This window comes from Erythrobacter sp. NFXS35 (assembly GCF_040148725.1).
Taxonomy (GTDB): domain Bacteria; phylum Pseudomonadota; class Alphaproteobacteria; order Sphingomonadales; family Sphingomonadaceae; genus Erythrobacter.
Map to the genome: position 1 here is coordinate 670001 of NZ_JAGDEB010000003.1, position 14140 is coordinate 684140.

Consider the following 14140-nt stretch of genomic DNA (forward strand, 5'->3'; position numbering starts at 1 on the left):
GCACCAAGCTGCGGCGCGAGATGAACGATCTCGACGGCAAGGCGCTGCACCGGGCGGTGGATTCGCTGCTCAATTTCGAAACCGTTAAATATTTCGGCGCCGAAACGCGCGAAGAGAGGCGTTACGGACAGGCCGCGCGCGCCTATGCCGAGGCGGCGATCAAATCCGACAATTCGGTCGGCCTGCTCAACATGGCGCAATCGCTCATCACCAATGGGCTGGTGGCGGGCGCGATGGCCTATACCGTGTGGGGCTGGAGCCGGGGCGAATTGACGGTCGGCGATCTGGTGCTGGTCAATACCTACCTGCTCCAGCTGTTTCGGCCGTTGGATGTGCTCGGCTGGGTCTATCGCACGATCCGGCAGGGTCTGGTCGACATGGCGGAGATGTTCCGCCTGATCGATACCGATATCGAAGTGAAGGACGCCCCCGGCGCGCCCGCGCTGATCGTGCGCACGCCGACGGTCGTGTTCGATAATGTCACCTTCGGCTATGATCCGGGCCGCACGATCCTGCGGGGTCTTTCCTTCACGGTGCCCGCCGGTTCCACCACTGCGATCGTCGGTTCTTCGGGGGCAGGCAAGAGCACGATCGGGCGGCTGTTGTTCCGGTTCTACGACCCGCAGGATGGCCGGGTGCTGGTGGGGGGCGAGGATGTCGCCACCGTCCAGCAATACAGCCTGCGCGCCGCAATCGGGATCGTCCCGCAGGACAGCGTGCTGTTCAACGAAAGCCTTGCTTACAACATCGCTTACGGGGCCGAAAACGCCGACGAGGCGATGGTGGAACAGGCCGCGCGCGACGCCGCCCTGATGCCGCTGATCGAGCGCCTGCCCGATGGCTTTGCCACCATGGTGGGTGAGCGCGGCCTGAAGCTTTCGGGCGGCGAGAAGCAGCGCGTCGCCATCGCCCGCACGCTGGTGAAGAACCCGCCGATCCTGCTGCTGGACGAAGCGACCAGCGCCCTGGACACCCGCACCGAGCAGGAAATCCTCGGCACCCTGAAACGCATCGCCAAGGGGCGCACCACCATCGCCATCGCCCACCGGCTGTCGACCATCGCGGATGCCGACAACATCCTTGTGCTGGACCATGGCCGGCTCGCCGAAAGCGGCACCCACGCCGGCCTGCTGGCCAAGGACGGCCTTTATGCCGAGATGTGGTCGCGCCAGGCGAGCGAGCGGAGCGACGAAGACAGCGACGCTGCGGCCGAGGCGGCGGAGTAGCCTGCGCCAGAGGATTGCCGCAGGCCGCGCGGCTGGTTACTCCTGTTGTTCGGTGCCCCGTGTCAGGGGTGCGTTGAACCGAAAGAGAGCCCACCCGATGCGCCCAACCCACCTGCCCACCCGCCTGCCCGCCCGTGTCATTGCCGCTTTGCTTGCCACCGCCGCCATTCCGGTCGCAGCGCAAGACGCGCCCGCCGCTGCTGCACCTGAAGCGTCCGCAGTGCCGCTTCCCGCTGCGCTCACCGCTGAAGACATGCCGCCGGTTCCGTTGACGCTGGCCCAGCGCGCGCGGCCCTATCTCGAAGCGCGCGGCGCCGGCTTTGCCGGCTGGGATCCGAATACCCGCGCCGTGCTGATCTCCACCCGCTTTGCCAATGTCAGCCAGCTTCACCGTGTCGAAGCGCCAATGGGCGCGCGTACCCAGATCAGTTTCGAGGCCGAGCCGGTGCGCGGCTCCTATGCTCCGGCCAGGGGCGACATCATCATCGTCGGCAAGGACAGCGGCGGCGACGAGTATTACCAGCTGCACAGCCTGAAGGACGGTCGCCTCACCCTGCTGACCGACGGCAAAAGCCGCAACCAGCTTAACGCGTGGAGCAATGACGGCGAGTTGGTCGGCTTCAGTTCGACCCGCCGCAACGGGGTTGATTCCGATCTCTACGTCATGAACCCGCGCGATCCCGCCTCTGCCCGGATGGTGCACGAAAGCGCCGGCGGCGGCTGGTTCCTGGCCGGCTTTGCGCCCGACAAGCGCACCGCCTATGTCGCCGATTACAATTCGGTGCAGGACGTCGATCTCTATGCGCTCGATCTGGCGACCGGGGCGATGAGTCCGATCGGTGATCCGGCGGCTGAGATCGCTTTCGGGGGACTGAAGGTCGCACCCGACGGAACGCTTTGGATCACAAGCGATCAGGGCTCCGACTTTCAGCGATTGGGCCGACTTGACCCAGCCTCGGGCGTATTCACCGCTGTTTCACGTGAAACATGGGACGTCGACGGCTTCGATCTTTCCGCAGACGGCAGCACCATCGCCTATGTCGTGAACGAGGCGGGGACCGACCGGCTGCGGCTGATGGATGTGGCGAGCGGCACGGTCACCAAGGTCGACGCCCTGCCCGCCGGTCAGATCGGCGGGGTGGAATTCGCACAATGGGGTGAGATCGGCTTTTCGTTCAGCTCCGCCAAAAGCGCAGCCGATGTGTGGTCGCTCGATCCGGCGACGATGCAGCTGACCCGCTGGACGCAGAGCGAAACCGGCGGGCTTGATCCATCGGTGAATGTCGAACCGCGGATCGTGACCACCAAGAGCTTTGACGGGCTGGAGGTCTCGGGCCTGCTCTACTTGCCCGATCCGGCCAAGTTCCCCGGCCCCCGTCCGCTGATCGTCAGCGTCCACGGCGGGCCGGAAGGGCAGAGCACCGCAGGCTTCATGGGGCGCAACAACTATCACCTCAATGAACTCGGCATCGGCATCTTTTACCCCAACGTGCGTGGCTCGACTGGCTACGGCAAAACCTTCGTCAGCCTCGACAACGGCCCGTTCCAGCGCGAGGATTCGGTGCGCGACATGGACGCACTGATCGACGCCGTGCGCGCCGATCCGGCGGTGGATGCGACGCGCGTTGGCCTCTCCGGCGGGTCCTACGGCGGCTATATGTGCTATGCCGCCGCGGTGCAGTTGAAGGACAAGCTGAGCGCGACCCAGTGCACCGTGGCAATCAGCAATTTCGTCAGCTTTCTGGAAAACACCAACCCCTACCGGCAGGACCTGCGCCGGGTGGAATATGGCGACGAGCGGATCCCCGAACAGCGCGCCAAGCTGACCGAAATCAGCCCACTGACCCGCGTCGATGAAATCGAAAAGCCGATGTTCGTCATCACCGGCGCCAATGATCCGCGCGTGCCGAAATCCGAGGCCGATCAAATGGTCGCCGCGATTCGCGCGAATGGCGGCGAGGCATGGCATCTGGTCGCCGCCGATGAAGGCCACGGCTTCCGCAAGAAGGACAATTCGGATTACGCCTTCCTCTCGCAGCTGATGTTCTGGGAAGAACACCTGCTGGGCGAGTGATCAGTCCGTGTGCACGAGGCGCTGGAGAACAGCCAGCGCCTCGTCGCGCCGCGCCCAAGGTACGAACAGGTGATCGTGGTGAAACCCGGCCACGATATTGCAGGCGATCCCGGCACCGGCCAATGCGCCCGACACGGCGGCGGTCAGCCCCACGCCTTCGAGCGCTGAATGCACCATCAGCGTAATACGGGCGAAAGCAGCACCATCACCCTGCCCGGCGACAATCGCCGTTAGGCCTTCGTCCTCGCGGATCAGCGCGAAGGCATCGGTCGGCGCGTCGCCGTCCAGCAGCACGAACTGCCAAGGGTCGGGGTGCAGCACCGGGGCCATCCCCGCCAGCATCGCCGAAAGCTCGCTGACGGGCTGGCGCGGCATTACAGGATGTACTTGCTAAGATCGGTATTGCCCGCAAGGTCGGCCAACCGCTCGCGCACGTAAGCAGCGTCGATCACCACAGTTTCGCCTGTGCGGTCCTCGGCTTCGAAGCTGATCTCTTCCAGCAGCCGCTCCATCACGGTCTGAAGCCGCCGCGCGCCGATATTCTCGACGCCGGAATTCACCTGCGCAGCGATGCGGGCGATTTCCGCCACGGCATCGGCCGTGATATCGAGCGTCACGTCCTCGGTGCCCAGCAGCGCCTTGTATTGCGCGACCAGATTGGCGCGGGTTTCGGAGAGGATGCGGACGAAATCCTCTTCGGTCAGCGCGCGCAGTTCCACCCGGATCGGCAGACGGCCCTGCAATTCAGGCAGCATATCCGAAGGCTTGGCCACGTGGAACGCACCTGATGCGATGAACAATATGTGGTCGGTTTTCATCGGGCCGTATTTGGTGGCCACCGTGGTGCCTTCGATCAGCGGCAGCAGATCGCGCTGCACGCCTTCGCGGCTGACACTGCCGCCGCGTACGTCGCTGACCGCAATCTTGTCGATCTCGTCGAGGAACACGATCCCGTTGGTTTCGGCATTGGCGAGCGCGACGCGGGCGACATCGTCCTGGTCGAGCCGCTTTTCTGCCTCTTCGTCCACCAGCCGGTCCCACGCATCGGGCACGCGCAGCTTCTGGCGGCGGGTGGCCTTGCGCCCGAACGCCTTGCCCATCATGTCGCTGAGGTCGATCATCTGCATCGATCCGCCCATATTGCCCATGTCGAGCGGCATGTTTGGGCTGTCGGCGATCTCGATCTCCACTTCGACATCGTTCATCGCGTTCTGGGTGATGCGCTCGCGGAAGCTGGCGCGGGTCGCCTCGGAGGCGTTATCGCCCACCAGCGCGTTGAGCAGGCGGTCCATCGCGGCTTCGGACGCGGCCTCGCGCACCTTGTCGCGGCGGCTTTCCTTTTCCAGCCGGATCGCTTCTTCGACAAGATCGCGCGCGATCTGTTCGACATCGCGCCCGACATAGCCGACTTCGGTGAACTTGGTCGCCTCGACCTTCACGAACGGTGCTTCGGCGAGCTTGGCCAGCCGCCGGCTGATCTCGGTCTTGCCGCAACCCGTGGGGCCGATCATCAGAATGTTCTTGGGCGTGACCTCGTCGCGCAGGTCCGCGCCCAGACGCTGGCGGCGCCAACGGTTGCGCAACGCCACCGCGACCGCACGCTTGGCGTCTTTCTGGCCGATGATGTGTTCATCGAGAGCGGCGACGATCGCCTTGGGGGTGAGGTTTTCGATCATTTGGTTCTCACTCCCCCTCTCGCTTGCGGGAGGGGGTCGGGGGTGGGAATAATCGGGAGTGGAGACATGCCCACCCCCAGCCTCTCGCGCAAGCGGGAGGGGGGTTAAACGGTCTCGACCGTCAGATTGCCATTGGTGAAGACGCAGATATCAGCCGCGACCGCCATCGCCTTCCTCGCGATGGTTTCGGCATCATCCTCGTAATCGGTCAGCGCCCGCGCGGCGGCGAGCGCGAAATTGCCGCCCGAACCGATCGCCGCGATCTCGCCCATCGGTTCCAGCACGTCGCCATTGCCGGTCAGCACCAGCAACGTGTCCTTGTCCGCGACGATCATCAACGCTTCGAGATTGCGCAGGTATTTATCGGTGCGCCAGTCCTTCGCCAGTTCCACCGCGGCGCGCATCAGCTGGCCGGAATATTGCTCCAGCTTCTTCTCCAGCCGCTCGAACAAGGTGAACGCGTCGGCGGTCGCCCCGGCGAACCCGGCGATGACCTTGCCATCGCCGATCCGCCGCACCTTTTTGGCGTTGGGCTTCATCACGGTGTTGCCCATCGACACCTGACCATCGCCCGCGATCACGGTCTTTTCGTCGCGCCGCACGCCGATGATGGTGGTGCCGTGCCACTGGATCAGGCCATGGCTTCCAGAATCGCTTGTCATGCGCACGAATATGGAGCGCCTGCCCGCAGGATCAAGCGCGCGGACAAGAACCTATGGCCCGCCGGGGCCGCCCGCGCCCGGAAGTCCGCCGCCGCCGACCTGCCCGATATTGCCGAACAGGTCTTCAAGAAAGCTGCGTTCACGGCCCAAGGTCGGGGTCTTGCCGCCATCAGGATCGATATAGGCGACCTGATCGATACCGCTGCGATCAACCTCCACCACCTTGCCCGCATCGTCGAACCGTACGGCCAGTACCGTATGCTCGCGAATGCGCGGACGGGTAAACGGACGCTGGCCGGTGACGCTGGACACGTAGTACCAGGTCGGCTCGCCGAACTGGCTGGTGAAGGTCGGACGGCCGAGCGTGCTTTCAACCGAGCGTTGATTATCGATGCCGGGCTGCACAAGATTGGTCAGCAGCGGATCGACGATATAGCCGCGCGATTCGCGGATCGCCGAGCAAGCCGGCAGCAGCGCCGCCGTGATCAGCACCAGCACGGCACGCCGCAGCGCGCGCTTGCGGCTTGCCTCGGGGTTATTTCTGGCAATTCGCGTCAAACCGTATCCGTCCCGTATCTTGCCGACAAACTGCGGCGGTCTCATATTCCTTGGGTGTTGCGCTTTAAGGGGCTAGGCACAAGCTTGCAACGCACCATCTGCGGACAACCCGGGGCCTAGTCCCACGGGCGGGAATGATGGGGCAGGCTTGAACCGCGCTTGAACGCATCCGCCGCGGCGGCAATCGCGTAGATCGCAGCGGGGCGGACGCAGGCTGGCTGCAGGCCATGTGAGCATATTCGAAAGGCGAAAACTGTAATGTCGTTCCTCTCCCGTCTGCTCGGCACCGCGCCCGATCCGCGTGAAAGCGTGCGCCCCCTGTGGCACCGCGTGATCGAACTGGCGCGCGACCCGGACTATTATGCCGCATGCGGTGTGGCAGATACGATCGCTGGCCGGTTCGATCTGATCACGGCTGTGCTCAGCACGGTGATGGTACGGATCGAAGCCTCGGAAATGCGGTCCGAAAGCGCGCTGCTTGCAGAGCTTTTCGTCGAGGACATGGACGGGCAATTGCGCGAATTCGGAGTGAATGATGTGGTGGTGGGCAAGCGCATCGGCAAGCTGATGAGCGTGCTCGGCGGCAGGCTGGGCGCCTATCGCGGGGCGCTCAACGCGGGCGATCTCGACAAGCTGACCGGCGCGGTGGAGCGCAACGTGACCTTTGCCGAAGGGGCCGATGAAGCCGCCAGCGCTGCCAAAGTCGCAGAGCGGCTGCTCAAATTGTCGCAGCGTCTCGCACGCTTCAGCGACGAGGAAATGCTGAAAGCGAGCGCAATCTGGTGAACACGCCCGCGACCCGATCCGAATTGACCCGCATGGTCAAGACCCGACCACTGCCGGGCGCACCGCTGGTGATCGAGGCCAGCGCGGCCGAACGCGCCGCGCTCGCGGCCCGATTCGGGCTGGGCGAGATCGCCGTGCTGCGGGCCGAAGTCGCGCTTGAGGCAAAGCCCAGCGCCATTCGCGCCACCGGGCGGCTGAACGCCAGGGTAATGCAGCCTTGTGCCGTCAGCGGCGAGCCGTTTCCGGTCACCATCGACGAGCCGATCGACCTGCGCTTCATCGAACAGCGCGGGTCCGCCGCGAGCGGCGAGGGCGAGGAAATCGAGATCGAACTCGAAGCCGATGACTGCGACGAAATCGAATTTTCAGGCGACATGTTCGACCTCGGCGAGGCGGTGGCGCAAACGCTCGGCCTTGCGATAGACCCCTATGCCGAAGGGCCGGGCGCCGACGCGGCGCGCAAAGCAGCGGGCATTGTCGCTGAAGGCGAGCAGGACGGCCCGCTGGCGGCGATGCTGAGCACGCTCAAGAAGGGCTGAGCGGGCGGGCTGCTGGCCGGTTATTGCTGATCCAGCGGACGGGTGATCCAGATCCGCGCCTGCTCGATCTCCTCGGCGGCGAAGGCGTGGGATTCCAGCGGCAGGATCGCGCCGAAGTTCTCGACTGCCAGTTCGGCGATCCGGGGTGCGCCCACGACCGCATAGCGCCGCACCGGCACGATCGACTTGAAGCTGGCGAGCAAGCCCTGCGGCGAAAGGAAAGCGCCGGGGGCGAACTCCTCCGTCTTGCGCAGATCGAGCAGCAGGCGGAGATCATCGTGCGTCGCGATGGCACTATCGACCACCCGCGCCATTTCCTCGACCTGAGCACGGTCGAGCCGGCGGTCGAAGACGAACGCGATATAGGCCGTACCATCGGCGTGCAGCAGTTCCGACTTCATCGGCGGTCTCCTCCGTTCCGGCTCAGACGCGGCGGCTAACTGGGCAATGCGCGCACCTGCGGCAAACGCGGCAGCGAATCGGTCTCGGTTCTGGCCACGTCCGAAGGCCCAATGAAGCGACTACTGGCGAGTCAGGGGCGATCTTCTCTAACACAGAATTGTGTCGCAAATAAAAGGCCGGGCCGCGACGCTGCGAGAGCCAGTTAGCGCTCAACTCCGCCCAAGTTTCCGCATAAATATCAGCTATTAATCCAGGTTATTTCTTCGTCATCCGGCGCAACTGCCTTTCGTTCGAACGCTTAACCGGCCCAGTCCCGGCGGCGCTTCGATAGGCTGCGTTCCAGACAACAAGGAGATTGAGCATGACGAGAGATTCCCGAACGGCCTCTACCGGCACGCACGACGGTTCCGAAATGCGCGACGAACTGCGGCACGATGCCGACCGCCTCAAGGATACCGCCAAGGACCGGGCCAAGCAGGAAGCCGAAACCCGCAAGGGCGAGGCCGCGTCCGCGATGGGATCGGCATCCTCGGCGTTCCGCACCGCCGCCGATGAACTGCGGCAGGACGGGGACGCGCCCGACTGGATGGCGTCCGCGATGCAGCAGGCAGCCCGCAAGATTGACGGTATGGCTGGCCAGATCGAAGGGCGCAGCATCGATGACATCGGGCGGCAGGTCACTGATTTCGCGCGCCAGAGCCCCGGCGCTTTCCTGGCAGCTTCCGCCGCCGCCGGATTCGCCGCCGCCCGTGTCCTGCGCGCCGGAGCGGACAAGAAGCGGCACGAGCACGGCGACGGGCACAGGTATGGCCGCAGCGACTGGAGCACATCAGGCTCGCGCAGCGGCACCGCCACAAACACCGGCACCGGCACCGGCGCCGGGACCGGGACAGTCAGCGGCGCTGGCACGTCGACCAGCATTGGCACCGGCGCCGGCGGCAGCATGACCGGCGACACCTCTCAGGGTTACGCCGGCACCAGCGGCAACATCGGAGGCGCCACACGATGACAGACCGCAGACACGACCCGGTGACGGGGGCGCCGCAACGGACGGGCACCAGCGCCGATGACGAGAATGTCGTCGATCTGGTGGGTCGCCTGACCCAGCAGGGCGCGCATCTTGCCCGCGAACAGGTCAGCCTGATGCAGGCCGAAGTCCGCGAAGCGACTCAGGAGATCAAGCTCGCCGTCGGCGCGATGGCCGGGGCGGTGGTATTCGGCGTAGCGGGCCTCGGCGTGCTGCTGATGGGGTTCGCCTATCTCGTCGGCGCAGCGCTCGAAAACCTTGCGCTCGGCACCATCATCGTCGGTTCGGTGACCCTGGTGATCGCCGGGATTCTTTACGCCAGCGGCAAGAGCAAGGTCGACAAGGACACTCTCAAGCCCAACCGCACGATCGACACCATCACCGATACGCCCGCCGCAGTCGCGGGCGGTACCCATACGACCGGAGGACGACATGACCACTAAGACCGACAATCGCAGCTCTGATGAGATTGAACGTGATATCCGCGCCACCCAGCAGGACATGCACCGCACCGTCGAACAGATCGAAGGCGAATTGACCGGACGCAACATGCTCAATTCGCTGCTCGACAAGGCGGACGAGAACGGCGTCGACACCCGCTATCTGATCGATGCGGCACGGCGCAATCCGCTGGCGCTGGGCATGATCGCGGTGGGCGGGCTGTGGCTCGTCAGCGATGCGGACGCACGGCCATCGGCGATAAAGCCGTCGTTTGGCGGTTCGGGCAGCAACGATTCCGACCATGAATACGATACCGGCGGCTGGCACCCGGAACACCGCACCTATGTCGAGCACATGGCGCGCTGCGAGCGGCAGGCCAACGAGGACGATCAAAGCTATCGTCGCCGCCGGGATCAGAGCCGTGCCAGCTATTTCATGATCGAGCAGGGCCATGACGAGGACGAAAGCGGCTTCCGCAAGCGGCTCGACGAAGCCACTGAAAAGCTGCGTAGGCGGCGCGACGAGGCAGCCGAGAAGCTGCACGAGCGGCGCCACAACGCCGGCGAGCGAGCACGTGACCTAACCCACCAGTCGCGTGATCGCGCCAAGCAGGCGGCCGGGTCGGCGCAGGATTTCTATTACGACAACCCGCTGATCAGCGGCCTGGCGGCAGCCTTCGTCGGTGCGGTTGCCGGTTCCGCCCTGCCTACGACCCGCACGGAAGAAGACTATGTCGGCGGGCTTGGCGAACAGGCGCTCGACACCGCGCAGGCCAAGGCCAAGCAGACCGGTGAGCATGCCCGGCACAAGAAGGACGAGATGATCGACAAGGCCGACCGGAAAATGGCCGAAACCGGCGATCACAACCGACAAAGCGGAACTTCGCAGCCGGTTTGATCCCAACCGGTCAAGCGGACGGCGCGGCGGCGGAGGCGATCAGGCCTGCGCCGCCGCTTTCGTTTCGATAGCGAAATCGATCGGTTTGAAGCTGCCCCCGTTGGACGCATAGGCCGAACACGCGGTCAGCCCGATCACGAGATCCATTTCCGCCCGGAACCGGATGTGGTCGCCCGGCCCGGTCTGCGGCGGCAGCACCGCAATCCTGCCTTCGGGGCCGACTGCAACATTCATGAAGATGTTGAAGGCGGTGGGGATCGCGTCCGGTTCGACGCCGAACGGTTGCAACGCCTCGGCCAAATTGCCGAAGCAGCCGCGATGCCGGGGCTTGTCCGGGTAGAAATGATCGAAGGTGGCGAACGAACAGGGCGTGAGCAGGAAGTCGTGATGCGGCGCGGTATCCTCGACAATCGTCAGCATCACGCGCGAGCGGTTCGACCACAATCGCGAGCCTGCCGTGAGACGCACGCTTTCCTCGTAATCGAAGGTCCGGCCGTTGGAGAGCACCTCCGCCGGTTCGTCCGCCGCGATCGCCAGCATATCGCTGACCTGCCCGCCCAGCGGGTCGATCACTGTCAGGTAGTCCCCCTTTGCCAGAGTGACGGCAACCCCGGTGCGGGGCGCGATCCGGCGGATCATGACAGGTCCTTGGGCGAGTACGGGCATTTCCAGTCGTTCCCGACCATTCGCCCGCTATACTGCCGAGCTTCGCTCACCTCGCCATGGCGGGCGATCATCGGGTTGGGTTCTCCGTCGAATTCCTCGTCGCGCGCCAGAATGACTTCGCGCATCCGCTCGTAGCGCTGCTGCGCGCGCAAGCGTTCGAACTGATCGTGAGGATTGAGCACGATGGTGGGATAGGCCGCCCGGCGTGCGCGGCGTGCGGCGCGGGGGTGAAGGCCCACCGCAAAATAGGCCCGCCCGCCGAAGCTCAGGGCAAAATGCGGATCATCGGGATCGTCGCTGTAGGCCGGATCATAGTCGTTCCCGCGCCGCCCGTCCCGGGCGATCATCGAACCGAGTCTCGCCCATAGCGCCTCCTCGAACGCGTTTTCCGTCAAGCGCGTCGGCCCTGCGAACACCACAGCAAAACTGCGAAAGCCCTGCTCGTCCGGGTCATGACGCTCGCTCCACTGCACCAGCGCATCATGAATACGGCGATCATCGCACGCGCTGGTGATCGAGCGAGCGGTCACGATTTCCAGCGTGCCGCGTGCCAGCGCCGACTTCGCACCGACGCAGGGAAAATCCGGGCGTTCGACCAGGGCGGCGAGACTGCGCTGAAGTTGCCTATGCGCTTCATCCTCAGCAGTCTCGCGATTCTCCGCCTCAGGGGCGAACGCCATCGCCGCACTCTTCTTTATAGAATAGTTCGCCAAGTTTTCGTAACCTTCAGTGATATTCTAGAACAGTATACAAGCGGACCGATAATTCTACACTTGACCTGACGAAGCATACTCAAGTTCTAGTGAATTATTTTCATATACTACAACGACCTGCACTTTGCTTCTCTAGCATAGGTTAAGCGTCGCAGGTCCGCAGGAACCAGTTCACGGTCGCCTGCGGAGGCCCAAGCACCGCGCCTGTCCGGACGTGGAGAAGCCGTCCCACGCCTCGTCCCGCGAGTGAACCAGCCCGGCGGGTCGGACGAAACATTCCCCCGTGCGGGCCTCTTTCAGTCGGCAGGGGCACGATCGCCCCGTCCAGAAAGAGGAGAGCGAACATGAGCAGGAATGTGGCATCCGCCGTATTCGAAACCCGCGCAGAGGCCGAAGCTGCCATCGATGACCTGCGGAAGGCCGGAATCGGCGAAAACGCGATCTCCGTCATCAGCAAGCATGACGAGGCGTTCGAACGGGCGCACGATCACCACGACGGCGACGATCACCACCACCGCGAGGCCGACACCAAGGCAAGCGGCGCCGGCAAGGGCCTCGCAATCGGAGCCGGCACGGGGGCCGTTGCCGGTCTGGCAGCGCTCGCCATTCCCGGCGTCGCGCCGTTCTTTGCCGCTGGCGCGGTGGCCGAAGCACTCGGCATCGTCGGCAGCACGGCAGCGACCAGCGCTGTGGTCGGCGGCGCTATCGGCGGCTTGACCGGTGCGTTGATGAAGTACGGGGTCGCCGAAGATGACGCCCGCTATTTTGACGAGCACCTCCAGCGCGGCGGTTACTGGGTCGGAGTCGATCTCGACGATAGCCGCGCCAGCGGGAGCGAGGTGGAAACCATCCTTTACCGCCATGGCGGGCACACCTCGGGTCGCCCGCGCGATACGCATGACCGGAACATGCCAGCTGGGGCTGCCGGTACGCATTCGACCAGGACGGATCACGTCGACCGCCACGATGTCGGCGGGACGGCTCCGGCGGGCACCGCAGGCAACGGGCCGGGCCGTGACCGTCAGCGCGGCACAATTCCCCGCGATCCCACCCTGCGATAGAACGAAAACGGGCGGCCATCGCGCCGCCCGTTCTTCATTTTCAGCTTAGGATCGTAGCGCTGCTGCTGCGGGCGGAAACGTGCCCGATCAGAACGGGATATCGTCGTCCAGATCGTCATAGCCGCCCGAACTGCCACCGGAAGAACCGGAAGCTCCGCCGCCGCCGCCGCCCTGATCCCAGCCGCCGCCCGACGAACCACCGCCGCCAGCGCCGTAACCGCCCGAGCGGCCGCCGCCACCTCCGGCCGTACCGCCGCCGCCTTGCGCGCCATCGAGCATGGTGAGCGTGCCACCGAGGCCCTGAATGACGATTTCGGTGCTATACCGATCGGCCCCGCTTTGGTCCTGCCACTTGCGGGTCTGCAGCTTGCCTTCAACGAAGACCTTGCTGCCTTTCTTCAGGTAGCGTTCGACCACGCCAACGAGACCTTCGGAAAAGATCGCGACCGTGTGCCACTCGGTCTTTTCCTTGCGTTCGCCGGTCTGGCGATCCTTCCACGTCTCGGACGTGGCGATACGCAGGTTGGCGACCTTCCCGCCGTTCTGGAACGAACGGATTTCCGGATCGGCCCCCAGATTGCCGATCAGCATGACCTTGTTGAGCGAACCCGCCATCCAAATATCCTTCCCGTCAAAAGCTTGCGCGCGCCGCAGCGCGACTCTCGCCCGGCTCCATAGGACATCAAAGCGGACGAGACGACAAGCGCCAAAAGCTAATCCCCCGCTTAGCGTGCCGGGTAGCGCAAACGACCCAGAAAACGCGTCAGGCTCGGCAGTTCGCGGTCCTTGCCCAGAAACTGCGCCTTGGCCTTTTCGAACCGCATCACCCCGTCGATCCGCCGTTCGAGGAAGGCGTGAGTATCCGCCTTGCCTTCGCTGTCGTCATTGACGAACACGGCCAGCGTTGCGCTGTAAATGCCGGCCAGAATCGCGCGTTTGGTGTAATGGTTGTAATCGGTCGCGGTATCCCCTGCGAGCCGCCACATGATATCGGCCGAGTGCCAGCCCAGCTTCAGCGCACGCGGTGCGTTCTGCGGCTGCGCCATTACCGCCAGCGCGCGGCGCACCGCCTCGTCCACGTCCGCCACCTCATCCAGCCGGAAAGCGACCAACGTGCGGATACGCTCGCGGATCTTGAGCGTGGCGAGCCGCTGCGCCGGCCATTCGGCCTCCATCGCCTGATCGACGGATGTGATCCACGCTGCGATCATCTCCATCGCCAGCCCGCCTGCACCCTTGCCCGGAAAGGCCAGCCGCGCGACATCGGGATCGCAGTCGGCCATTTCGGCAGCCGCCATGAGCGCGGTTTCGTTCCAGCCATCGAAGATCGCCGAAGCGGCGATATCAGGCGCAAGCGCGACGCGCAGTTCATCCAGCGTCATGTCGGCGAAATCGTGGGTCTGTGGGGTCAT

General features: G+C 64.6%; 17 protein-coding genes (1 of these 17 only partly in view). 8 read left to right on the forward strand and 9 right to left on the reverse strand.

The genetic code is table 11. The annotated features are described in order from the left end of the window. A protein-coding gene (locus J3454_RS14800; RefSeq protein ID WP_349514521.1) for an ABCB family ABC transporter ATP-binding protein/permease crosses the window boundary here: on the forward strand, positions 1–1226 show its 3' portion. Its footprint begins 622 nt before the window's first position; the window shows 1226 of its 1848 coding nt (coding positions 623–1848); its start codon lies beyond the left edge, outside the window; the stop codon is at positions 1224–1226. 97 nt (positions 1227–1323) lie between these two features. Beyond that, positions 1324–3300, forward strand: coding sequence for a S9 family peptidase (locus J3454_RS14805; protein ID WP_349514522.1), 1977 nt, complete (start codon positions 1324–1326; stop codon positions 3298–3300). Here J3454_RS14805 and J3454_RS14810 read toward each other — a convergent pair whose 3' ends face one another. The 4 genes from J3454_RS14810 to J3454_RS14825 form a co-directional block, all read right to left on the reverse strand. Then, entirely contained in the window at positions 3301–3675 is a 375-nt protein-coding gene (locus J3454_RS14810; protein ID WP_349514523.1) for an ACT domain-containing protein, read from the reverse strand. Beyond that, a complete protein-coding gene (hslU, locus tag J3454_RS14815; RefSeq protein ID WP_349514524.1) occupies positions 3675–4976 on the reverse strand; it encodes an ATP-dependent protease ATPase subunit HslU in 1302 nt (433 codons plus the stop codon). The genes J3454_RS14810 and hslU overlap by 1 nt, the downstream gene beginning before the upstream one ends. A 104-nt stretch (positions 4977–5080) precedes the next feature. Then, positions 5081–5638, reverse strand: coding sequence for an ATP-dependent protease subunit HslV (gene hslV / locus J3454_RS14820; protein WP_349514525.1), 558 nt, complete (start codon positions 5636–5638; stop codon positions 5081–5083). Positions 5639–5689: 51 nt separating this feature from the next. Then, positions 5690–6127: an outer membrane protein assembly factor BamE gene (locus tag J3454_RS14825; protein ID WP_502878615.1), complete on the reverse strand. Its 438-nt coding sequence runs from the start codon at positions 6125–6127 to the stop codon at positions 5690–5692. Positions 6128–6454: 327 nt separating this feature from the next. Between J3454_RS14825 and J3454_RS14830 the strand changes: the two genes are divergently transcribed. Together J3454_RS14830 and J3454_RS14835 are read left to right on the forward strand one after the other, a co-directional pair. Next, a complete protein-coding gene (locus J3454_RS14830) occupies positions 6455–6982 on the forward strand; it encodes a ubiquinol-cytochrome C chaperone family protein (protein ID WP_349514526.1) in 528 nt (175 codons plus the stop codon). Next, on the forward strand, positions 6979–7521 hold the full coding sequence (locus J3454_RS14835; RefSeq protein ID WP_349514527.1) for a YceD family protein: 543 nt from the start codon (positions 6979–6981) through the stop codon (positions 7519–7521). Before J3454_RS14830 ends, J3454_RS14835 begins: the two co-directional genes overlap by 4 nt. Before the next feature lie 20 nt (positions 7522–7541). Here J3454_RS14835 and J3454_RS14840 read toward each other — a convergent pair whose 3' ends face one another. Further along, positions 7542–7922 carry a SpoIIAA family protein gene (locus J3454_RS14840; protein ID WP_349514528.1) on the reverse strand — a complete coding sequence of 127 codons (381 nt, stop codon included), beginning with the start codon at positions 7920–7922 and terminating at the stop codon, positions 7542–7544. A 362-nt stretch (positions 7923–8284) separates the two neighbouring features. Here J3454_RS14840 and J3454_RS14845 point away from each other — a divergent pair, with 362 nt between their 5' ends. Genes J3454_RS14845 through J3454_RS14855 form a run of 3 tightly spaced genes read left to right on the forward strand, consistent with a single transcriptional unit; the run spans position 8285 to position 10288 of the window. Further along, positions 8285–8932 carry a hypothetical protein gene (locus tag J3454_RS14845; protein ID WP_349514529.1) on the forward strand — a complete coding sequence of 216 codons (648 nt, stop codon included), beginning with the start codon at positions 8285–8287 and terminating at the stop codon, positions 8930–8932. Next, positions 8929–9393 (forward strand): phage holin family protein, encoded by a 465-nt coding sequence (locus J3454_RS14850; RefSeq protein ID WP_349514530.1) that lies wholly within the window; start codon positions 8929–8931, stop codon positions 9391–9393. The genes J3454_RS14845 and J3454_RS14850 overlap by 4 nt, the downstream gene beginning before the upstream one ends. Next, positions 9383–10288, forward strand: a complete 906-nt coding sequence (locus J3454_RS14855) for a hypothetical protein (RefSeq protein ID WP_349514531.1) — start codon at positions 9383–9385, stop codon at positions 10286–10288. Before J3454_RS14850 ends, J3454_RS14855 begins: the two co-directional genes overlap by 11 nt. 39 nt (positions 10289–10327) lie before the next feature. Here J3454_RS14855 and J3454_RS14860 read toward each other — a convergent pair whose 3' ends face one another. Beyond that, positions 10328–10927: a DUF1989 domain-containing protein gene (locus tag J3454_RS14860; RefSeq protein WP_349514532.1), complete on the reverse strand. Its 600-nt coding sequence runs from the start codon at positions 10925–10927 to the stop codon at positions 10328–10330. Further along, complete coding sequence (gene gntA / locus J3454_RS14865; RefSeq protein ID WP_349514533.1) at positions 10924–11634, reverse strand: guanitoxin biosynthesis heme-dependent pre-guanitoxin N-hydroxylase GntA; 711 nt, start codon at positions 11632–11634, stop codon at positions 10924–10926. Before gntA ends, J3454_RS14860 begins: the two co-directional genes overlap by 4 nt. A 377-nt stretch (positions 11635–12011) precedes the next feature. Here gntA and J3454_RS14870 point away from each other — a divergent pair, with 377 nt between their 5' ends. After that, positions 12012–12728 carry a general stress protein gene (locus J3454_RS14870; protein WP_349514534.1) on the forward strand — a complete coding sequence of 239 codons (717 nt, stop codon included), beginning with the start codon at positions 12012–12014 and terminating at the stop codon, positions 12726–12728. Between the two features lie 87 nt (positions 12729–12815). Here J3454_RS14870 and ssb read toward each other — a convergent pair whose 3' ends face one another. Next, entirely contained in the window at positions 12816–13343 is a 528-nt protein-coding gene (gene ssb, locus J3454_RS14875; protein ID WP_349514535.1) for a single-stranded DNA-binding protein, read from the reverse strand. Between the two features lie 110 nt (positions 13344–13453). Next, positions 13454–14140: a COQ9 family protein gene (locus J3454_RS14880; RefSeq protein WP_349514536.1), complete on the reverse strand. Its 687-nt coding sequence runs from the start codon at positions 14138–14140 to the stop codon at positions 13454–13456.